This window comes from Mycobacterium sp. (assembly GCF_025965855.1).
GTDB lineage: Bacteria > Actinomycetota > Actinomycetes > Mycobacteriales > Mycobacteriaceae > Mycobacterium.
In genome coordinates this window covers 14,580-35,417 of sequence record NZ_JAOPWB010000182.1, presented here as the reverse complement: position 1 = coordinate 35,417, position 20,838 = coordinate 14,580, and the positions used below count along the sequence as shown (strand labels likewise).

The window sequence follows — 20,838 nt, the reverse complement described above, 5'->3', positions numbered from 1 at the left end:
ATAGCTCATTTGCCTCAACTTCGCGCGACGGGCCCTAGTCAATTCTGACTACGGCCGCCGGCGAGGTTAACGCCTCTTCACCGATTTCGGCGGTTTGGCGCCGCGACCCTGCCGCCGCGCGGCCTCACGACGCTCGCGGCGGCTGGCGCCGCCGGGCACACCGGCCGGCGTCTTCTGCGCGCCACCGCCGTTGCGTTGCACCTGCGCCGAACCGTCCTCGGACGGGCCGGAGTACGTGAGGGCGGGCACCTCGTCATCAATGCCCTTGGCGCGCAGCGTGCTTGGAGCCTCTTCGCGCTCCACGGCGGGCGCTTCGCCTTCGCCATCCGGCTGTCCGGCAGCGGTGGTCCCCAATTCCGCCAGCCCCTCGGGCATCTGCACCGGGGCGACCTGGGGAGCGGGCGCCGCCTCCACGGTGACATTGAACAAGAAGCCGACCGACTCCTCTTTCATGCCGTCGAGCATGGCCATGAACATGTCGTAGCCCTCGCGCTGGTACTCCACCAACGGGTCGCGCTGCGCCATCGCCCGCAGCCCGATGCCCTCCTTGAGGTAGTCCATCTCGTAGAGGTGCTCGCGCCACTTGCGGTCGATGACGTTGAGCAACACGTTGCGCTCCAACTGACGCATCGCACCCTCGCCGGCGATTTCCTCGAGCTCGGCTTCCCTTGTGGCGTAAGCGCGTTCGGCGTCCTTCAGCAGCGCGTCGAGCAGCTCCTCGCGGGTGAGGTCGTCGCGGTCGGAGTCCGCGTCCGGGTGCGTCAGGCTCTCGTGCGCGATCCCGAGCGGGTACAGCGTCTTCAGCGCCGACCACAGCGCGTCCAGGTCCCAATCCTCGGCGTAGCCTTCGACGGTCGCACCGTCGACGTAGGCGGTGACCACGTCGTGGACCATGTCCAGCGCCTGATCCTTGAGGTTCTCGCCCTCCAGGATGCGGCGGCGCTCGGCGTAGATCACCTTGCGCTGCTGGTTCAACACCTCGTCGTACTTGAGGACGTTCTTTCTGACCTCGAAGTTCTGCTGCTCGACCTGCGTCTGGGCGCTCTTGATCGCGCGGGTGACCATCTTGTTTTCGATCGGCACGTCGTCGGGCAGGTTCAGCCGGTTGAGCATCGCCTCCAGGGCGGCACCGTTGAAGCGGCGCATCAGCTCGTCGCTCAGCGACAAATAGAAGCGCGACTCCCCCGGGTCGCCCTGGCGGCCGGAACGGCCACGCAGCTGGTTGTCGATGCGTCGCGACTCGTGGCGTTCGGTGCCCAGCACGTACAGGCCGCCGGCCTCGATCACCTCGGCGGCCTCCGCGCCGGCCTCCTCCTTGACGATGGGCAGCTCCTCGTGCCAGGCCACCTCGTACTCGTCGGGCGTCTCCACCGGATCGAGGCCCCGAGCACGCAGCCGCTGGTCGGTGAGGAAGTCGACGTTGCCGCCGAGCACGATGTCGGTGCCGCGGCCGGCCATGTTGGTGGCGACGGTGATGCCACCGCGGCGGCCCGCCACCGCGATGATGGTCGCCTCCTGCTCGTGATACTTGGCGTTGAGCACGTTGTGGGGGATGCGGCGCTTCTGGAACTGCCGCGACAGGTACTCCGAACGCTCGACGCTGGTGGTGCCGATCAGGACCGGCTGCCCCTTGTCGTAGCGCTCCTCGACGTCGTCGACCACCGCGATGTACTTGGCTTCCTCGGTCTTGTAGATGAGGTCGGAGCAGTCGGTGCGGATCATCGCCTTGTTGGTGGGGATGGAGACCACGCCCAGCTTGTAGATCTCGTGCAGCTCGGCCGCCTCGGTCTGGGCGGTGCCGGTCATGCCGGCGAGCTTTTCGTAGAGGCGGAAGTAGTTCTGCAGCGTGATGGTGGCCAGCGTCTGGTTCTCGGCCTTGATCTCGACGTGCTCCTTGGCCTCGATGGCCTGGTGCATGCCCTCGTTGTAGCGGCGGCCGATGAGCACGCGCCCGGTGAACTCGTCGACGATGAGCACCTCGCCGTCGCGGACGATGTAGTCCTTGTCGCGGTTGAACAGCTCCTTGGCCTTCAACGCGTTGTTCAGGTAGCTGACCAGCGGCGAGTTGGCCGCCTCGTAGAGGTTGTCGATGCCGAGCTGGTCCTCGACGAACTCCACGCCCTTTTCGTGCACGCCGACGGTGCGTTTGCGCAGGTCGACCTCGTAGTGGATGTCCTTTTGCATCAGCGGCGCCAGCCGGGCGAACTCGCTGTACCAGTTGGAGGCGCCGTCGGCCGGACCGGAGATGATCAGCGGAGTGCGGGCCTCGTCGATCAGGATGGAGTCGACCTCGTCGACGATGCCGTAGCTGTGACCGCGCTGGACCAGGTCGTCGAGCGAGTGCGCCATGTTGTCGCGCAGGTAGTCGAAGCCGAACTCGTTGTTGGTGCCGTAGGTGATGTCGGCGTTGTAGGCGACGCGCCGTTCGTCGGGCGTCATCTGCGCCAGGATCACCCCGACCTGCAGGCCCAGGAAGCGGTGCACCCGGCCCATCCACTCGCTGTCGCGCTTGGCCAGGTAATCGTTGACCGTGACGATGTGCACGCCCTTGCCGGCCAGCGCGTTGAGGTAGGCGGGCAACACGCAGGTCAGGGTCTTGCCTTCACCGGTCTTCATCTCGGCGACGTTGCCCAGGTGCAGCGCGGCCGCGCCCATCACCTGCACGTCGAACGGGCGCTGGTCCAGGACCCGCCACGCGGCCTCGCGGGCCACGGCGAACGCCTCGGGCAGCAGGTCGTCGAGGGACTCGCCCTCGTCCACGCGCTTCCTGAACTCGTCGGTTTTGGCCCTCAGCTCGGCGTCCGTGAGCTTCTCGATGTCGTCGGACAACGTGTTGACATAGTCGGCCACCCGCTTGAGGCGCTTGACCATGCGACCTTCACCAAGGCGCAGCAACTTCGATAGCACAGCTATGTCCCCTGTTGGATGTCGATCGTCGGGATGAGGCGCCATCCATCGTAGGTGACACGCTCGTAAAGCCGGCGACGTCGGCGCTCGGCGGTCGGGCCCAGGTCAGGAAAGCCTGATCAACCCGTAGTCGTAGGCGTGCCGGCGGTAGACGACGGATGGCCGTTCGGTCTCCTTGTCGTAGAACAAGAAGAAGTTGTGCCCGACCAGCTCCATCTCGTAGAGCGCCTCGTTGACCGACATCGGCGTGCCCTGGTGCTCCTTGGTGCGCACCACCCGCCCCGGCTCGTGGTCGTCGTGCTCCACTCCGGCGCCGTCGTGTTGGTGCGGCTCCACCGGTTCGTCGTTGAAGGCCTTGCCCGGCGACGGCGCCACCGCGGTGGCGGCGGCCAGGGACACCGGCGTCTTGTCGCCGTAGTGAACCTTGCGGCGGTCCTTGACGCGGCGCAGCCGGTTCTCCAGCTTGTCGACCGCGGACTCGAAGGCGGCGTAGAAGCTGTCGGCGCAGGCCTCCGCGCGGGTGACCGGCCCGCGCCCGCGGGCGGTGATTTCGACGCGCTGACAGGACTTGCGCTGACGCCGGTTGGGCGCGTGTTTGAGCTCGACGTCGAAAAGGTAGATGGAGCGATCGAATCGTTCGAGGCGGGCGAGTTTTTGCGAGACGTAGATGCGGTAGTGATCGGGGATTTCGACGTTGCGACCCTTGAACACGACTTCGGCGTTGATGGTCAGTTCGGCCGGCTCGGTGTTTTCTGCCGGCGGTTGCTCGAGAATCTGACCGGAATCCGCGGTAAGCCTTGACATACGTGTCAACTCGTTTCCTTTTCCACGTCGCACGCGCTGCGTGCCGGCTGTTCAGAGGACGCGCCGACGGGGTTGGAACGGTTTCCAGAGGTCACCGCGCAGGCTGCCCGCCGATGCAAGGTGTCGAATACTCACCCCCTCCGCGAGTGGCGTATCGACCCGGGAAATCGCGACGAATGCGTTGTGACCCGGGCCCAGGATGTTCCTGAAGGTTGTCCTCGACGTTAGCTCGTGTTCGCCTTGGGATGCCACTGATTTCGCACAGCTGTTGCGAGTTCTTCACAACCTCTTGCCCGCCGCACAGTTTCACGCGGCCGCAATCGCCAGCACCGCGGCCACGCGAACCCCGGCGGCGCGCAGTGTCCGCACCGATTCGCGGGCCGTCGCCCCGGTGGTGACGACGTCGTCGACGACGAGGACCTCACAGACTTGCGCGCCCGGCCGCCGGCCGCGCAGCACCACCCGGCCGGCGATGTTGCGCTCGCGCGCGGACGTGCCGAGCCCCACCGAGTCGCGGGCCAGCGCCTTCATCCGCAACGCCGGCGCGACGTCGATGTCGGGATGCCCGGCCACCGCGGCCCGGGCCAGCCGGGTGACGGGGTCGCCGCCGCGCCGGCGCGCCGCCGAACGCCTCGTCGGTGCCGGCACGATCGTCAGCGGGGTCTCGATCATTCCCCACGTCAGCAACCGGTGGACCCCGACTGCCAGTGCCCGGGCCATCGGCGCCGCGAGGTCGCCGCGCCCCTTCTCCTTCATCGCGAGGATCGCCCGGCGGCGGGCGCCGGCGTAGCGGCCGAGCGCGAAGACCGGCACCTCCGGGTCGATGCGGGGGTTGACCACGTGCGGCTCGTCGGGCTTGACGTCGAGCTCTAGCGCGCATGCCTCGCACCAGCGGGTCGACGGCGCCCCGCAGCCGCCGCATTCCAGCGGCAGGATCAGGTCGAGCACATGGTCAGTGTGGCGGGCACGGCCGACATCGAGGCGCGGCTAGCCCGGCAGCACGGGCGCCGCCCCGGGCACCGACAACCCGGACACCTCCGACCAGCTCTGCTGGCTTTCGGGGGCCGAGGCCGAATACTGCAGCACGCCTTGCGGAGCCGCGACGTACACGGTCGACGGGTTGGCCGCGACCGTCGTCAGCGGTGTCCGCAGGCCGCGGGCCGGGGCGTCGGAGTTCACCCCGTCGAGGTTGACGTAGGACACCGGATGGCTGGTGTCGGTGCGGGTCACCACGATGTCATCGCCGGTCCGCCACGACAGCGAGACCACCGAATTGCCCAGGCCGAAACCCAGCCGCCGCGGGTAGGTCAGGGCGTACTGCCCGGCCTGGGTCTGCTCGACACCGGCGAGGATCACCTGGCCGTTGATCACCATCGCGGCGCGGGTGGCATCGCGGGACAGCTGCAGGTCGGTGATCGGCCCCGGGAAGCTGGCAGCCACCACCGCCGAGTCGACCGGGATCCGCGCGGGTTGCCCCGACGCCGGCTCCTGAATCGCCCGCAGCACGTTGTTGTTGTCGACCACCACCCACACGGCGTCGTCCAGCGACCAGCTGGGCCGCGTCAGGCTGTGCCCGTCGGCGGACTGCACCGCCTCGCCACCGAGGTCACCAATCCACAGCGACGCCGCCTGGTCCGGGGCGCCGCGTCGCAGCGTCACCACCGACGCCACCTGCCGCCCGCTGCGGGACAGCGCGGCGCCGGTCTGATCCCCCATCCGCCCGAACGCCCCTGGCACGGTGGTGGCGTGCTGCCCGTCCAACCCGACCAGCGACCCGTTGACCAGGGCATGCACCCCCGCCCCCGCGCCGTCGGCCACACCCGGGTCGGTGGCGGCGACGTCGGAGGTGGTCCACCCGTCGGCGAACCTGTCGTCCAGCGGTGCGCCGTCGGCGTTGATCACGTACGGGCCCCTGATGTCGGCCCGGGCCAGCGTCCAAATGATCTGTGCGGCAAGCAATTGCCTGCTGTGCGGATCGGTGGTGGACAGTTTCTCCAGATCGATGCGGGCGCCGCCGTAACCGCGCCCGATGCCATTCTTGCCACCGTCGGCCCGCATCACCGGCCCGCGCAGCCGCAGCGGCGGGGCGAGCAGGTTGCGCACCGTGTGGGCCATCTCGGGGCGCGGCCCGGCCAGCAGCTTGGACACGAGCTCGGTGGCCAGCTGGTCGTGATCGGACACCGCGACGTAGCGGGGATCGGGCACCACCGTCTTGCCGGTCGGGTCGGCGAAGTACAGCGTGTTGCGTTTGTAGGTCGCCTGGAACTGCTGCCAGTCCAGGAAGACCCCGTTGGGCAGGCGGTCGATTCGCCAGCCCCCCGACGTCTTGACCAACTCGATCGGGCCCGGGTCCGGCAGCACGCCCTCGGCTGTTTCGAACACACCCACATCGGACAGCGAGCCCAGGATGTCGGCCCGCATGGTCACCGAAACCCGTTCGGCGCCACGGGTTTCCACGAACACCACGTGGTCGATCAGCAGGGCGCTACCGGCGTCGTCCCACGCGTTGGACGCCGACTGGGTGAGAAATTGCCGCGCCGCCAGGTGCCGGTTCGCCGGATCGGCTGTGGCCTTGAGGAATTCGCGCAGCAACACGTCGGGATCCATGCCCGGGGTCGGCTTGGGCAGGTTCGACGGCGCCGGCCGTTCGACGGTGCCGATGGCTTGCGGGGCCGAGAAGCTGGGCACCCCCGCACAGCCGGCGAGCAACAGCGCCAGTGAAAGCAGCGGCAATATCGTCAGCAGCCGCCGCATCAGATGCCCCTCTCGGCGTGCTCGCGTGGGCGCTGGCGGTCCTGGCGTGGCGGCGCGGGCGGCTCCGAGATCGGCTTCAACGGCAGCGGGCTGGTGGTGACCTTGTGGCCGCGAACCAGCGGCAGCGTCAGCCTGAAGCACGCCCCCTGGCCGGGCTCGCCCCACGCCTCCAGCCGGCCCTGGTGCAGCCGCGCGTCCTCGATGCTGATCGCCAGGCCCAGCCCGGTGCCGCCGGACCGGCGCACCCGCGACGGGTCCGAGCGCCAGAACCGGCTGAACACCAGCTTTTCCTCGCCGGGCCGCAGCCCCACCCCGTGGTCGCGAACGGTGACGGCGACGGTGTCCTCGTCGGCGCCCATCACGATGCGCACCGGATTGTGCTCGGCGTGGTCGATGGCGTTGGCGATCAGGTTGCGCAGGATCCGCTCCACCCGGCGTGCGTCGACCTCGGCGATCACCTCCTCGCTGGGCATGTCGACGAGCAGCTCGATCCCGGCCTCCTCGGCCAGGTGGCCGACGCTGCCCAGCGCGCTTTGCACGGTGGTGCGCAGGTCCACCGCCTCGACGGACAGCTCGGCCACACCGGCGTCGTGCCGGGAGATCTCGAGCAGGTCGTTGAGCAGGGTTTCGAACCGGTCCAGCTCGCTGACCATCAGCTCGGTGGACCGGGCCAGCGTGGGGTCGAGGTCGGCGCTGTGGTCGTAGATCAGGTCGGCGGCCATGCGCACGGTGGTCAGCGGGGTCCGCAGTTCGTGGCTGACGTCGGAGGTGAAGCGGCGCTGCAGGTTGCCGAACTCCTCGAGCTGGGTGATCTGGCGGGACAGGCTCTCGGCCATGTCGTTGAACGACACGGCCAGCCGCGCCATGTCGTCTTCACCGCGCACCGGCATTCGTTCGGACAGATGCCCCTCGGCGAACCGCTCGGCGATCCGCGACGCCGACCGGACCGGCACCACCACCTGGCGGGAGACCAGCAGCGCGATCCCGGCGAGCAGCACCAGCAGCACCGCGCCGCCGGTGATCATCGTGCCGCGCACCAGCTGGATGGTGGCCTGCTCGTTCTTCAGCGGAAAGATCAGGTACAGCTCGAGGTTGGCCACCTGCGACGACGTCGGTGTGCCGATGACCAGCGCCGGTCCGGAGAAGCCGTCCGTGTGCACCGTGGCGTACTGATAGGCCGCCTGTCCGGCCTTGACGAAGCCGCGCAACGCGTTGGGCACCTGGTCGACAGGTCCGGCCGTGGTGGCGGCGCGCGGTCCGTCGCCCGGCACCATCAGGACCGCGTCGAACGCGCCGGCCAGCCCGGCGCCCGAGGCGGGGTCGGTCTTGGACGTCAGCGTGTTGCGGGCCAGCTGAAGGCTGCTGTCCAGGGAGCGCGTCTCCTCGCCGTTGACGATCCCGGCGACGGTCGTGCGCGCCCGCTCGATCTGCTCGATGGCGGCCCTGACCTTCACGTCCAGTACGCGGTTGGTGACCTGGCTGGTCAGCACGAAGCCGAGCGCGAGGATCACCGCCAGCGAGAGTCCGAGGGTCAGCGCCACGACTCTCAGTTGCAGCGATCGGCGCCAGGCAACGCCGACGGCTCGACTCAAGGCGCCCATACCGCGGGTCATGGGGCCAGAGCGCCCCCAGCGACTCCTAGTGCGTTGCCGCGAGCCCCACCACATCAATGGCGCCGCTCCCGGATCACGGAGGTCCGGCCTTGTATCCCACTCCTCGAACGGTCAACACCACGGTCGGGTTCTCAGGGTCTTTCTCGACCTTGGCCCGCAGACGCTGGACGTGCACGTTCACCAGGCGGGTGTCCGCCGGGTGCCGATATCCCCACACCTGTTCGAGCAGCACATCACGAGTAAACACCTGGCGCGGTTTGCGTGCCAGCGCGACCAACAGGTCGAACTCCAGCGGTGTGAGGGAGATCTGCTCGCCGTTGCGGGTGACCTTGTGCGCGGGTACGTCGATGTCGACGTCGGCGATGGAAAGCATCTCGGCGGGCTCGTCGTCGTTGCGCCGCAGCCGCGCGCGCACCCGGGCGACCAGCTCCTTGGGCTTGAACGGCTTCATGATGTAGTCGTCGGCGCCCGACTCCAGGCCGAGCACCACGTCCACGGTGTCGGTCTTGGCGGTCAGCATCACGATGGGGACGCCGGAGTCGCCGCGCAAGACCCGGCACACGTCGATGCCATTCATGCCCGGCAGCATCAGGTCCAGCAGCACCAAATCGGGGCGCAACTCGCGCACCGCGGTCAGGGCCTGAGTACCGTCACCGATGACCGCGGTGTCGAAGCCCTCCCCACGCAGCACGATGGTGAGCATCTCAGCCAGCGAAGCGTCGTCATCGACGACCAAAATCCTTTGCCTCATGGAGTCCATGGTGTCACCAGATCGGGATAAAACTCGGGCACCACACGGGCGTTTCTTGGGTGATGGGGTCAAATACCGTCAAAATCGCCCATCTGGAGCCGTCAGAGACGCCGCCAGCGCCCCCGGATCGACGTCCGCGTCGACGACCAGCCATCGCCCGCCCCAGCCGGCGGCGGCCAACTCGGCGTAGACGGCGCCGGTGCGCTGCTGCAGTCCGTCGTCACGTTCGTAGCTGTCGCGCGCGCGGCCCGGCTCGTCCTCGGCCCGATGCCGGGCCCGCTGCGCGGCGAGCTCGGCGGGCACCGCGAGCAGCACCTGCCAGTCGGGCGGGGGCAACCGCAACCGCGCGTATTCGAGCCGATGCACCCAGGCCGCCGCCTCCCCCGCCGCGTCCTGGTGCAGGCGCGCGGCGCTGTAGGCCGCGTTGGAGGCGACGTAGCGATCCAGGATCACCACGTCGTGCGCACGGCCCAGCGCCTCGATTTTGCCGACCGCTCCGGCGCGGTCGAGCGCGAAGAGCATCGCCATCGCGTACGCCGACGACGCGAGGTCGCCGTGCTCGCCGCGCAGCGCCTCGGCCGCGACGTCGGCGGTCACCGATTGCCCGTAGCGCGGGAAGGCCAGCGTCGCCACCGACAGCCCGGCGGCCTTGAAGGCTTGTTGCAGGCCCTCGGACAGGGTCCGCTTGCCGGCGCCGTCGACGCCTTCGATCGCGATCAGCACGGCGCGAGCCTATCGCCGCCGGCCGAGCGCCGGACTCAGTAGCGGTAGTGGTCGGCCTTGTAGGGGCCCTCGACGTCGACGCCGATGTACTCGGCCTGCTCCTTGGTCAGCCTGGTCAGCTTGCCGCTGAGGGCCTCGACGTGGATGCGGGCCACCTTCTCGTCGAGGTGCTTGGGCAGCCGGTACACCTCGTTGTCGTACTCGTCGTTCTTGGTCCACAGCTCGATTTGCGCGATCACCTGGTTGGAGAAGCTGTTGCTCATCACGAACGACGGGTGTCCGGTGGCGTTGCCGAGGTTCAGCAGCCGGCCCTCTGACAGCAGGATGATCGACTTGCCGCTGTCGGGGAAGGTCCACACGTCGACCTGCGGGCGGATGTTTACCTTGGTGGCGCCTGAGCGCTCCAGTGCGGAGACCTGGATCTCGTTGTCGAAGTGCCCGATGTTGCCCAGGACCGCGTGGTCTTTCATCGCCTTCATGTGCGCCAGCGTGATGATGTCCTTGTTACCGGTGGCGGTGATGACGATGTCCGCCTCGCCGATCGCGTCCTCGACCGTCTTGACGTCGAAGCCCTCCATCAGGGCCTGCAGCGCGTTGATCGGGTCGACCTCGGTGACGACGACCCGCGCCCCCTGGCCCTTGACCGACTCCGCGCAGCCCTTGCCCACGTCGCCGTAGCCGCAGATCAGCACCTTCTTGCCGCCGATCAACACGTCGGTGCCCCGGTTGATGCCGTCGATCAGCGAGTGGCGGCAGCCGTACTTGTTGTCGAACTTGGACTTGGTGACCGAGTCGTTGACGTTGATCGCCGGAAAGGCCAAATCGCCGGCCGCCGCGAACTGGTAGAGCCGCAGCACGCCGGTGGTGGTCTCCTCGGTGACGCCCTTGACCGACTCGGAGATCTTCGTCCACTTGTCCTTGTCGGTCTCGAACCGGCGGCGCAGCAGCTCCAGGAAGACCTTCCACTCGGTGGAGTCGTCGTCCTCGGCTTGCGGCACCACACCGGCCTTCTCGTACTGCGCGCCGCGCAGCACCAGCATGGTGGCGTCGCCGCCGTCGTCGAGGATCATGTTCGCGGGCTGGTCGGGCCAGGTCAGCATCTGCTCGGCGGCCCACCAGTACTCCTCCAGCGTCTCGCCCTTCCAGGCAAACACCGGTACGCCCTTCGGCTCCTCGGGCGTGCCGTGCGGGCCGACGACGACGGCCGCGGCGGCGTGGTCCTGGGTGGAGAAGATGTTGCACGACGCCCAGCGGACCTCGGCGCCGAGCGAGACGAGGGTCTCGATGAGCACGGCGGTCTGCACCGTCATGTGCAGCGAGCCCGAAACCCGCACCCCCTTGAGCGGTTGCACTTCGGCGTACTCGCGGCGCAACGACATCAGACCCGGCATCTCCTGCTCGGAGAGCTCGATGTCCCGGCGGCCGTAATCCGCCAACGACAGGTCGGCGACCTTGAAGTCGATGCCGTTGCGAACGTCGGGAGTTAACGCGTTTTCGGTCGTCGTCATAACGTGACTCTTCCTTCTTCAGCCTTCTTTGGTGGCCACTCGGATCCAAGCGGTACTTAGCTTAGGTATGTTCTTCCGCCACTGTAGTCGCGGGTGCCCGCGTCCCAAGGGTCAGGCAAGCTCAGGGAAGTTTGACGACACCGTGGCGCTCCGCGAACGGCGTCATCAGCCGGGCCAGGTCCGCCGCCACGTCGTGATTGGCCTCCGGGGGCATGGACACATAGCTCAGCGCCAGCCGCACGATGGCGCGCGCCAGCACCCCGGCGTCCTCGTCACTGGTCGCCACCCAGCTGTGGGTCAACGCCGAGGTCAGCCGCGCCGACGCCCGCGCGATGATGGGCCCGCTGTCGGTGGTGATGATCTGCAGCAGGTCGGGCTTGGCGACGCCGGTCAGCAGCGAGATCACCAGCGGGTCTGCCGCCGAGTCCGCGAAGAAGGAACGAAAGCCCTGCAGGAACGCCTCGTGGATGTCGCCGACATTGGCGTCGATGGCCGCATGGACCGCGTCGACCAGGCGATCGGCCAGGCGCAGGGCGTAACCCTGCGCCAGGCCCTGCCGCGAGCCGAACTCGTTGTAGATGGTCTGCCGGCTGATGCCCGCGGCGCGGGCCACGTCCGACAGCGTGATCGCCGACCAGTCCCGGGCCAGCAGCAGGTCCCGCATCGCGTCCAGCACCGAGTCGCGCAGCAGGACGCGCGACGCCTCGGCGTAGGGCATCCGCTTCACAGGCGCGAGACTAGCGCTCACGGTCGGGCCACCTCCACCATCTCGAAGTCGGATTTCGCGGCGCCGCAGTCCGGGCAGCTCCAGTCCTCGGGGATGTCGTCCCAGCGGGTGCCGGGCGCAATCCCATCCTCCGGCCAGCCCAGCGCCTCGTCGTACTCGAACCCGCACTGGATGCAGCGGAACAGTATGTAGTCGGTCTTGTCGTACGTCACTGGCTTACCCCTTCGCGAATCGCGCTGAAGTCCGGCTTCTCGCGCACCGAGCAGTCCGGACAGCACCAGTCGTCGGGAACGTCATCCCACCGGGTGCCCGGCGGGAAGCCTTCCCGCGCATCGCCGTTGGCCTCGTCGTAAACGTAGTCACAGACCGGGCACTGGTAGGCGGCCGTCATGCCGGGACCTCCTGGGCTGCGCCGTAACGCGCCAGCAGCTTTTCGCGCAACCGCGGCTGCAGGTTGACCCTGGTGATGTCGCCGTCGTAGTGGGACAGCACGCGATGGTCCATCACCCTGCGCCACAGCGGCGGGAAGTAGGTGAGCGAGATCATCGACGCGTACCCGCTCGGCAGGTTGGGCGAGCCATCGAGGCTGCGCAACGTCTGGTAGCGACGGGTCGGGTTGGCGTGGTGATCGCTGTGCCGCTGCAGGTGGTAGAGGAACAGGTTCGTCACGATGTGGTCGGAGTTCCAGCTGTGGACCACCGCGCACCGCTCGTAGCGGCCGCTGGCGTTGCGCTGCCGGAGCAGCCCATAGTGCTCGAGGTAGTTGACCGCCTCGAGCAGGCTGAACCCGAAGACCGCCTGGATGATCACGAACGGGATCAGCGCCGGGCCGAAGATCGCGATCAGCGCGCCCCACAACGCCACCGAGATCAGCCAGGCGTTGAGCACGTCGTTGGACAGGTAGGTCCTGGGATCCCAGGGGCTCTTGCCCAGCCGGCGCACCCGCTGGGCCTCCAGCCCCAACGCGGAGCGCAGGCTGCCGAAAACGCTGCGCGGCAAGAACTCCCAGAAGGTCTCGCCGAAGCGCGCCGACGCCGGATCTTCCGGCGTCGAGACGCGCACGTGGTGACCGCGGTTGTGCTCGATGTAGAAGTGGCCGTAGCAGGACTGGGCCAGGGTGATCTTGGACAGCCACCGCTCGAGCGAGTCCTTCTTGTGCCCCATCTCGTGGGCCGTGTTGATCCCCACCCCGCCGAGGACCCCGACCGACAGCGCCACGCCCAGCTTGCCCGCCCAGCCCAGCGCGCCGTCAAAGCCGAGCCAGCTCAGGTTCGAGGCGGTGAACAGGTAGGCGCCCAGGATCACGCTGAGGTACTGGAACGGGATGTAGACGTAGGTGCAGTAGCGGTAGTACTTGTCGTTCTCCAGCTGTTCGGCCACCTCGTCGGGCGGGTTCTGCCCGTCGGGCCCGAAACGCAGGTCGAGGATCGGCAGCAGGACATACAGCAGGATCGGCCCGATCCACAGCGGCACCTGCGCGGCGGCGTGCCAGCCGAACCGGTTCGTCGCCCAGACGATCGGCAGCATCACGAACAGCGCCGTCGGGGCGATCAGCCCCATGAGCCACAGATGGCGCTTCTTGTCCCGCCAGACCGGCGCCTCGGCTTGCCGGCTTGATTCGGGCCGCAGTGTGGTCATATGCCAAACCTCCTTGTGAGTCATGCCACGTCGAGGTTGGACAATACCGGGCTTTGCGTCTTGTGTCTAGACACAGAATGCGATTTTGTAAACCATGGGCATTAGCTCGCCGGGCCGGCTTCCACCCGGGCCACCGCGGGGAGCTGCCCGGCTTGCCGGCGTCCCTGAACGGAGTGCGAGTACCCGTAGCCGGCGTAGATCGCGGTTCCCACGACCAGCCAGACGCCGAACCGGACCCAGGTCAGCGCACTGAGGTTCAGCATCAGCCAGGCGCACGCAGCGATCGAGGCGATGGGCAGCCACGGCACAAACGGGGCCCGGAACCCCCGCTCCAGGTCGGGCCTGGCCCGGCGCAGGACCATGACGCCGGCCGACACCAGCATGAACGCGAACAGCGTGCCGACGTTGACCATCTCCTCGAGCTTGGTTATCGGGAACACCGAGGCCGTCGCCGCTATCACGACGGCGACTAGCACGGTGATCCGCACGGGAGTCCCGCGTGCACCGGTCTTGGCCAGCGACCGCGGCAGCAGCCCGTCGCGCGCCATCGCGAACAGGACGCGGCACTGCCCCAGCACCAGCACCATCACCACCGTCGTCAGCCCCGCCAGCGCACCGATGGCGATGATCTTGCTGGCCCAGTCGATCCCGTTGGCCGAGAAGGCCGTGGCGAGGTTGGCCGGCTTGTGGCCGGGCACGGTCTTGAGTTGGGTGTAGGGAACCATGCCGGACAGCACGACCGACACCGCGACGTAGAGGACGGTCACGATCGCCAGGGACGCCAGGATGCCCCGCGGCACGTCGCGCTGCGGCTGCTTGGTTTCCTCCGCCATGGTGGCGACGATGTCGAACCCGATGAACGCGAAGAACACGATCGATGCTCCCGCCAGCACGCCGTACCAGCCGTAGTGACTGCTGTGCGCCCCGGTCAGCAACGACAGCACGGACTGGTTGAGGCCCGACGCCTCGTGCCCGGCCTCCGGCTTGGGAATGAACGGCGAGTAGTTGGAGCCCTTGATGTAGAAGACGCCGACCACCACGACGAACACCACCACCGACACCTTGATGCCGGTGATCACCGCGGAAAATCGTGACGACAGTTTGGTGCCCAGGCCGACCAGGGTCGCAACCACCGCGACGATCAGCAGCGCTCCCCAGTCGAGGTTGACCGATCCGAGTTGGACTGTGCCACCGGCGAATCCGAACACGTTACCCAGGTAGCTCGACCAGCCCTTGGACACGACGGCGGCGCCGATCGCCAGCTCCAGCACCAGGTTCCAGCCGATGATCCAGGCCAGGAACTCACCGAAGGTGGCATAGGAGAAGGTGTACGCGCTGCCCGCCACCGGCAGTGTCGAGGCGAATTCGGCGTAGCACAGGGCCGCCAGCGCGCAGGTGACCGCCGCGATCACGAACGAGATGCAGATGGCCGGCCCGGTGATGTCGCCGGTGGTCGACGCGGTGACCGTGAAGATGCCGGCCCCGATCACCACCGCGACGCCGAACACGACCAGATCCCACCAGGTCAACTCCTTGCGCAGCCGGGTCTCCGCCTCGTCGGTGTCGGCGATCGATTGCTCGACCGATTTCGTGCGCCATCGATTTGCCATTCGCCCGCCGTTTCCCGATGTGCTCCCAATCCGCTCACGTCCGTAGGACCGCACAGTACTGGGTAGTCTGCGGGCATGGCGGGTAGCGGGGGAAACATGAGGGACCACGCGGTGGTCATCGGGGGCAGCATCGCCGGTTTGTGCGCAGCGCGGGTGCTGTCGGATTGCTATTCGCGGGTCAGCGTCTATGAGCGCGACGAGTTGCCGAGCGCGCCGGCGAACCGCGCGACGGTCCCCCAGGACCGGCACCTGCACATGCTGATGGCCCGGGGAGCGGCGGAGTTCGAGAGCCTGTTTCCGGGCCTGCTGGACGACATGGTGGACGCGGGCGTGCCCATGCTGGAGAACCGGCCGGACTGCATTCACCTTGGCGCCGCGGGCCATGTCCTGGGGACGGGGCACACGCTGCGCGACGAATTCACCGCCTACGTGCCCAGCCGCCCGCACCTGGAGTGGCAGCTGCGCCGGCGGGTCCAGGACATCGCCAATGTCGAGATCATCCGCCGGTCGGTGGCCGAGCCGCGGTTCGACCACGCGCGCGAGCGCGTGACCGGTGTGGTGCTGGACCCGCAAGGCCGTGGCGAGCCGGAGTTCGTAGCGAGCGATTTGGTGGTCGACGCCGCGGGCCGGGGCACCCGGTTGCCGGTGTGGTTGGAGCAGTGGGGATATCCCCGCCCGGTCGAAGCACTGATCGACATCGGCATCCACTACGCCTCCCACCAGTTCCGCATGCCGGAGGGCGTGATCGCGGAGAAGGTGGTGGTCGCCGGCGCCTCGCACGACGAGTCGCTCGGGCTGGGCATGCTGCATTACGAGGACCGCGTCTGGGTGCTGACGACGTTCGGGGTCGCCAACGCCAAACCGCCGGGGACGTTCCCCGAGATGCTCGCGCTGGCCGGCAAGCTACTGCCCGCGCATTTCAATGCCGCGCTGGCGCAGGCCGAACCCCTCGGCGAGCCGGCCTACCACGCGTTCCCGGCCAGCAGGTGGCGCCGCTACCACAAGCTGGACCGCTTCCCGGCCGGCATCGTTCCCTTCGGTGACGCCGTGGCCAGCTTCAATCCCACCTTCGGGCAGGGCATGACGATGACGTCACTGCAGGCCGGTCACCTGCGGCGGGCTCTGCAATCCGATGACCTTGCCCGCGAACTGAATAGGGCCACCGCCAAGACGACCTACCCGGTTTGGATCATGAACGCCATCGGCGACATCACCTTCCACCACGCCGAGACCAAGGGAACCGTCCCGTGGTGGTGGCGACCGTCCGGTGCGCTGTTCGACCAATTCCTCGGGGCCGCCGAAACCGAACCCGTTCTGGCCGAATGGTTTTTGCGCCGGTTCTCCCTCCTGGACAGCCTGTACATGGTTCCGCCGCCGCGGATCGTCGGCCGCACCATGGCGCACAACATGCGGCTGTGGCTGCGCGAGCGCCGGAAAATCGCCAAGGACCGGCGGGCCGTCACAGCCCTACGGTCGCCCTGAACAGTTGGGATGACTCCCGCGCGACCAGGCGGATCGGGCCGTCGTCGGCCGCCACCCAGGCCGCCATTCCGCGTTCGAGCGTGAGCGATCCGGACTTGGCGTGCACCGTCGTGCAGCCCTGGGTGCTCAGCAGGATCTGCGGGCCCTCGTGGCCGCACCCCGCGTCCACCTCGTGGCCGAGGTACTCGCCGTCGAGCACCAGCAGCGCGACCGCGAACTCGTCGGTCGGCGTCTGGTAAACCCGGCCGAATCCCTCGCGGCGGATGGGCGGCCGCAGCTGCGCCTCGGGGGTGGGCGTGAAGTCCAGCACCCGCAGCAGCTCGGGCACGTCGACGTGCTTGGAAGTGAGACCGCCGCGTAACACGTTGTCGGAGTTGGCCATAACCTCCACCGCGAAACCGCGCAGATAGGTGTGCAGGTTGCCGGCCGACACGAAGATGGCCTCGCCCGGGGCCAGGGTGATGCGGTTGAGCAACAGCGCCGCCAGCACACCGGCGTCACCGGGGTAGCGTTCGCCGAGTTCCAGCACCGTCTTGGCTTCGGCCGCGAATTCCGTTGCCCCGGCGCTGACGTACTGGATCGCGCCGTCCAGCACGGCGGGCACCAGCACGTCGATGTCGGGCTGGGGCGCGGTGATCCAGGTGGTGAACAGCGCACGCAGGCCGTCGGCGTCGGACTGGTCGTTCAGCAGGTCGATGTAGGGGTCGAGGTCGGAGACGGCCAGCGCCCGCAGCAGCTCGATGGTGCGGGACGCCTGACGAAACCCGGCCAGCGCCTCGAACGGCTGCAAGGCCACCAACAACTCGGGCTTGTGAGAGGTGTCGCGGTAGTTGCGGACCGGCGAGGACACCGGAATGCCCAGTCGCTCCTCACGCAGGTAACCCTCGACCGCCTGCTCGGCGCTCGGATGGGCTTGCAGCGACAGCGGCTCGTCGGCGGCCAGCACCTTGACCAGGAACGGCAGCACGTCCCCGAACCGGGCGCGCGACGCCGGGCCGAGCTGCCCCTCCGGGTCGGCGACCAGCGCCCCCAGCAACGAGACCTCACCCTTGTCCGTCTCCAGCCAGGCCGGGTCAGCGGGGTGCGCGCCGAACCACAGCTCGGCCTCCGGGTGAGCCGCCGGAACCGCCCGCCCGGTGAATTCCGCCAGGGCGGTGCGCGATCCCCAGGCGTACGTCCGTAGGGCCCCGCGAAGCAATTCCACTTGTGTATCTATCCCCGCACCAGTCGCATGTAAACCGCGGCCATCTCCAGCCGAACGGCCAATACTGCCAGTTGCTGCTCGGCGCTGATGGGGCCACCCAGCGCCGGCAATACCTCGGAGCCCGCCGAGCCGCCGGGGCCGTCGGGCACATCCTCGGACGCGAGCAGGTACACGTCCTCGAGACCGGCCGTCCTGGCGGCCACGACCGCCTGCTCGTCGGCCAGCGTGAGGGCCAGCACTCGCAGCCGCGTGGGCAGCGGCCCGTCGATTTCCTCGTCGTGGAACAGGGCGTCCACCGACGACGCGGCGGAGCCCCCCGGGCCCGACGCCGCCGCCGCCCGCAGCGCCAGCACCGCATCCGCCAGCCCGGTCGCGGCCACCACCTCGTGGGCGACCCGCAGCAGCACCGAACTGCCGTGCCGGGCCAGTGCCAGCATTGCGGCGCAGTCGCCGGCCAGCGCCACCCGGCGGCCGGCCAACCGCTCGGCGATGGTCTTGGCCGGGTTGGTGAACAGCTCGCGCCCGGCGCTGTTGCGCAGCGCCTCGGCGTCCAGCTCGTCGGCGAGCAACCCCAGGTCGATGCTGGGTCGCGGGTCGACGGTTTGCAGCACGGCCAGGCCGGCGGCCAGGTACCTGCACAACCCGAACTCGTCGGGACCCCAGAGCCGCGGCTCGAGCACCGCGGCGCGCCCGGCGGTGGAGTCGCGCAGCGGACCCTCGTACGGTGCCACCACCACGACCCGCGCGCCCCGGCGGACCCCGGTGGCGGCGGCGCTGACCAGCGCGGGATCGCCGGGGTCGTCGCCGGCGACGATCAGCACGTCGAGCGGGCCGACCCACGGCGGCGCCTCGCCGGCGACCGCGATCGGCTCGGAGGCCACCCCACCCACCGTCGCCGCCAGCACGGGCCCGGCGGTCTCGGCGGTCCCCCGGCCGGCCACCCAGATCACGCTGCGGGCGAGGCCGTCGGCCCGCAGCGACTCCAGTGCGCCTTCGCCGGCCGCGGCGCCAATCGCGCGCACCTGCGCGCCCGCCGACGACGCCGCCCGCAACAGGCCCTGCCGGTCGGCGGCGAGCAGGCCGTCGGTGTCTTCCAGGTCGATCGCCCCGATGGCGCTCACGGAGTCGCCTCTTGGGCGGCAGCGATTTCGGTGCTTATCGCAGTGACCACCGCGTCGACGTCCTCGGCGGTGCGGCCCTCCACATTGAGCCGCAGCAGCGGCTCGGTGTTGGAGCTGCGCAGGTTGAACCAGCTGCCGTCGCCCAAATCGACCGTCACCCCGTCCAGATGATCGATGGACTGAATCCGGGTGCCGAACGACTTCAACACCGCGTCCACACAATACGACGCGTCCGCCACCTTGAAGTTGATCTCGCCGGACGATTCGTAGCGCTGGTAGTCGGCGGTCAACTCCGACAATGGTCTTGGGGGCCCTGTGGGCCGATGCTGCTCGCCGAGGGCGGCCAGCACATACAGCGCGGCCAGCATCCCGGAGTCGGCGCCCCAGAAGTCACGGAAGTAGTAGTGCGCGGAATGCTCACCGCCGAAGATCGCGCCGGTGTCGGCCATCAGCGCCTTGATATAGGAGTGGCCGACCCGCGAGCGCAGCGGCGTGCCACCGCGTTCGGTGACCAGTTCGGGCACCGCGCGGGAGGTGATCACGTTGTGGATGATCGTGGCGCCGATCTCCCGGCCCAGCTCGCGGGCCGCCACCAGGCTGGTCACCGTGGACGGCGAAACCAGCCGCCCGCGTTCGTCGACCACGAAGCAGCGGTCGGCGTCCCCGTCGAAGGCCAGCCCGATATCGGCGCCGCTGTCGCGCACGAACCTCTGCAGGTCCACCAGATTTGCCGGGTCGAGCGGGTTGGCCTCGTGATTGGGAAACGAGCCGTCGAGTTCGAAGTACAACGGCAACAAGGCGATCGAGTCGATCGCGCCGAGCACCGCCGGGGCGGTGTGGCCGGCCATGCCGTTGCCGGCGTCCACGGCGACCAGCAGCGGGCGCAGCCGAGAGGTGTCCACCAGCGAACGCAGGAACGTCCCGTAGTCGGCCAGCACGTCCTGATCGCTGATGGTTCCCGGTGGTCCCTCATGCGTCTCGACCCCGGCGATCACGTCGTCGCTGATGACGCACAGCCCGGATTCGGCGCCGACCGGTTTGGCGGCGGCCCGGCACAGCTTGATGCCGTTATAGGCCGCCGGGTTGTGGCTGGCGGTGAACATGGCGCCGGGGCAGTCCAGCAACCCCGAGGCGAAATAGAGCTGATCGGTGGACGCCAGACCGATCCGCACCACGTCGAGGCCCTGGCTCATCACCCCTCCCGCGAACGCGGCGGCCAGCGCCGGCGAACTGTCCCGCATGTCGTGGCCGATCGCTACCCGCCGGGCGCCCTCGCCGCGCATCAACCTGGCGAACGCGGCCCCCAGATCGGTGACCAGCGGCTCGTCGAGCTCCTCGCCGACCAGCCCGCGCACGTCGTACGCCTTGACGACGCGGCGGACGGTCGCGGCGGACCGAGACATGCGGACCTCCTGACGCGATGGCTTGCCTTGCCTGTTGGCGTCAGCCTATCGGCCCGCGGGAAACACGCGGCGCGCCAGTCGGTGCTATTCAGGGCTAGTCACTGGGGTCGGGCAACACCCGCAAATGCCCGCGGCGGCGTCCGGAACGATGCTCCGGAGGCGCGAGCAGCCCGCTGCTCGGCGCGGTGGCGTGGGCTCCGGCGTGCTGAATGTGGGGATCCGAAAAGCCGTTCACCGGCGTGGCCGCGTAGGGCAGGCCCGCGTCGCCCGGGCGACCCTCGCGCACCGCGTCGGCCAGGGCGACCAGGTCATCCTCGTCGGGATGGGTGGGCAGCGGGCCGGCGTGGCGCACGAGGTCCCAGCCGCGGGGCGCGGTGATACTGCCGGCATGGCCGACGCACAGGTCCCACGAGTGCGGTTCGCGCGCGGTGGCGAGCGGACCAACCACTGCCGTCGAGTCCAAGTAGACGAACGTCAAGGTCGCCACGGCATAGTGCGGACACCCGGGCCGGCAGCAGCGACGGGGAACGTTCACGATCGAAAGGCTATCGTGGACAAACGCCACGCAAGCGCCGGACACGCGCATCCGCTCG

The 20,838-nt window shown here is 68.7% G+C and carries 18 protein-coding genes; 1 reads left to right on the top strand and 17 read right to left on the bottom strand.

The features are described 5' to 3' along the window. Nucleotides 1-66: 66 nt before the first annotated feature. The 13 genes from secA to JWP83_RS15270 all read right to left on the bottom strand — a co-directional run bounded on the left by secA (nucleotide 67) and on the right by JWP83_RS15270 (nucleotide 15,035). A complete protein-coding gene (gene secA, locus JWP83_RS15330) occupies nucleotides 67-2,907 on the bottom strand; it encodes a preprotein translocase subunit SecA (protein WP_297731353.1) in 2,841 nt (946 codons plus the stop codon). A 105-nt stretch (nucleotides 2,908-3,012) separates the two neighbouring features. After that, nucleotides 3,013-3,711, bottom strand: coding sequence for a ribosome-associated translation inhibitor RaiA (gene raiA, locus JWP83_RS15325; RefSeq protein ID WP_297731351.1), 699 nt, complete (start codon nucleotides 3,709-3,711; stop codon nucleotides 3,013-3,015). Between the two features lie 306 nt (nucleotides 3,712-4,017). Continuing rightward, nucleotides 4,018-4,659, bottom strand: coding sequence for a ComF family protein (locus JWP83_RS15320; protein ID WP_297731349.1), 642 nt, complete (start codon nucleotides 4,657-4,659; stop codon nucleotides 4,018-4,020). 39 nt (nucleotides 4,660-4,698) lie between these two features. Next, nucleotides 4,699-6,465, bottom strand: a complete 1,767-nt coding sequence (lpqB, locus tag JWP83_RS15315) for an MtrAB system accessory lipoprotein LpqB (protein ID WP_297731347.1) — start codon at nucleotides 6,463-6,465, stop codon at nucleotides 4,699-4,701. Further along, entirely contained in the window at nucleotides 6,465-8,132 is a 1,668-nt protein-coding gene (mtrB, locus tag JWP83_RS15310; RefSeq protein WP_297731345.1) for an MtrAB system histidine kinase MtrB, read from the bottom strand. The genes lpqB and mtrB overlap by 1 nt, the downstream gene beginning before the upstream one ends. Before the next feature lie 19 nt (nucleotides 8,133-8,151). Then, on the bottom strand, nucleotides 8,152-8,838 hold the full coding sequence (gene mtrA / locus JWP83_RS15305; protein WP_297731342.1) for a two-component system response regulator MtrA: 687 nt from the start codon (nucleotides 8,836-8,838) through the stop codon (nucleotides 8,152-8,154). A gap of 69 nt (nucleotides 8,839-8,907) precedes the next feature. Then, entirely contained in the window at nucleotides 8,908-9,552 is a 645-nt protein-coding gene (locus tag JWP83_RS15300; protein WP_297731340.1) for a dTMP kinase, read from the bottom strand. Nucleotides 9,553-9,587: 35 nt separating this feature from the next. Beyond that, the gene (ahcY, locus tag JWP83_RS15295; RefSeq protein ID WP_297731338.1) at nucleotides 9,588-11,060 is read right to left on the bottom strand and encodes an adenosylhomocysteinase; all 1,473 of its coding nucleotides are present in this window, start codon (nucleotides 11,058-11,060) and stop codon (nucleotides 9,588-9,590) included. Between the two features lie 121 nt (nucleotides 11,061-11,181). Then, complete coding sequence (locus JWP83_RS15290) at nucleotides 11,182-11,778, bottom strand: TetR family transcriptional regulator (protein WP_297731395.1); 597 nt, start codon at nucleotides 11,776-11,778, stop codon at nucleotides 11,182-11,184. A gap of 26 nt (nucleotides 11,779-11,804) precedes the next feature. After that, entirely contained in the window at nucleotides 11,805-11,999 is a 195-nt protein-coding gene (locus JWP83_RS15285) for a rubredoxin (RefSeq protein WP_297731335.1), read from the bottom strand. After that, complete coding sequence (locus JWP83_RS15280) at nucleotides 11,996-12,178, bottom strand: rubredoxin (protein ID WP_297731333.1); 183 nt, start codon at nucleotides 12,176-12,178, stop codon at nucleotides 11,996-11,998. The genes JWP83_RS15285 and JWP83_RS15280 overlap by 4 nt, the downstream gene beginning before the upstream one ends. Then, a complete protein-coding gene (locus JWP83_RS15275) occupies nucleotides 12,175-13,425 on the bottom strand; it encodes an alkane 1-monooxygenase (protein WP_297731331.1) in 1,251 nt (416 codons plus the stop codon). The genes JWP83_RS15280 and JWP83_RS15275 overlap by 4 nt, the downstream gene beginning before the upstream one ends. A gap of 101 nt (nucleotides 13,426-13,526) precedes the next feature. Continuing rightward, complete coding sequence (locus JWP83_RS15270; RefSeq protein ID WP_297731329.1) at nucleotides 13,527-15,035, bottom strand: amino acid permease; 1,509 nt, start codon at nucleotides 15,033-15,035, stop codon at nucleotides 13,527-13,529. Nucleotides 15,036-15,146: 111 nt separating this feature from the next. On the opposite strand from JWP83_RS15270, the gene JWP83_RS15265 reads away from it, so the two are divergent. Beyond that, nucleotides 15,147-16,517: an oxidoreductase gene (locus JWP83_RS15265; protein WP_297731392.1), complete on the top strand. Its 1,371-nt coding sequence runs from the start codon at nucleotides 15,147-15,149 to the stop codon at nucleotides 16,515-16,517. Here the strand turns inward: JWP83_RS15265 and manA are convergent. The 4 genes from manA to JWP83_RS15245 form a co-directional block, all read right to left on the bottom strand. Further along, the gene (gene manA / locus JWP83_RS15260; protein ID WP_297731327.1) at nucleotides 16,495-17,721 is read right to left on the bottom strand and encodes a mannose-6-phosphate isomerase, class I; all 1,227 of its coding nucleotides are present in this window, start codon (nucleotides 17,719-17,721) and stop codon (nucleotides 16,495-16,497) included. The genes JWP83_RS15265 and manA overlap by 23 nt on opposite strands. 8 nt (nucleotides 17,722-17,729) lie before the next feature. Beyond that, complete coding sequence (locus JWP83_RS15255) at nucleotides 17,730-18,842, bottom strand: TobH protein (protein WP_297731326.1); 1,113 nt, start codon at nucleotides 18,840-18,842, stop codon at nucleotides 17,730-17,732. After that, entirely contained in the window at nucleotides 18,839-20,245 is a 1,407-nt protein-coding gene (locus tag JWP83_RS15250) for a phosphomannomutase/phosphoglucomutase (protein WP_297731323.1), read from the bottom strand. The genes JWP83_RS15255 and JWP83_RS15250 overlap by 4 nt, the downstream gene beginning before the upstream one ends. Before the next feature lie 94 nt (nucleotides 20,246-20,339). Further along, complete coding sequence (locus JWP83_RS15245; protein WP_297731321.1) at nucleotides 20,340-20,780, bottom strand: DUF3499 domain-containing protein; 441 nt, start codon at nucleotides 20,778-20,780, stop codon at nucleotides 20,340-20,342. Nucleotides 20,781-20,838: the final 58 nt, after the last annotated feature.

Coding starts and splice junctions, on each gene's coding strand:
- lpqB (WP_297731347.1), bottom strand. CDS start 6,465: ATGCGGCGGCTGCTGACGATATTGCCGCTGCTTTCACTGGCGCTGTTG.
- raiA (WP_297731351.1), bottom strand. CDS start 3,711: ATGTCAAGGCTTACCGCGGATTCCGGTCAGATTCTCGAGCAACCGCCG.
- mtrB (WP_297731345.1), bottom strand. CDS start 8,132: ATGTGGTGGGGCTCGCGGCAACGCACTAGGAGTCGCTGGGGGCGCTCT.
- JWP83_RS15280 (WP_297731333.1), bottom strand. CDS start 12,178: ATGACGGCCGCCTACCAGTGCCCGGTCTGTGACTACGTTTACGACGAG.
- JWP83_RS15275 (WP_297731331.1), bottom strand. CDS start 13,425: ATGACCACACTGCGGCCCGAATCAAGCCGGCAAGCCGAGGCGCCGGTC.
- JWP83_RS15250 (WP_297731323.1), bottom strand. CDS start 20,245: ATGTCTCGGTCCGCCGCGACCGTCCGCCGCGTCGTCAAGGCGTACGAC.
- ahcY (WP_297731338.1), bottom strand. CDS start 11,060: ATGACGACGACCGAAAACGCGTTAACTCCCGACGTTCGCAACGGCATC.
- JWP83_RS15290 (WP_297731395.1), bottom strand. CDS start 11,778: ATGCCCTACGCCGAGGCGTCGCGCGTCCTGCTGCGCGACTCGGTGCTG.
- mtrA (WP_297731342.1), bottom strand. CDS start 8,838: ATGGACTCCATGAGGCAAAGGATTTTGGTCGTCGATGACGACGCTTCG.
- JWP83_RS15270 (WP_297731329.1), bottom strand. CDS start 15,035: ATGGCAAATCGATGGCGCACGAAATCGGTCGAGCAATCGATCGCCGAC.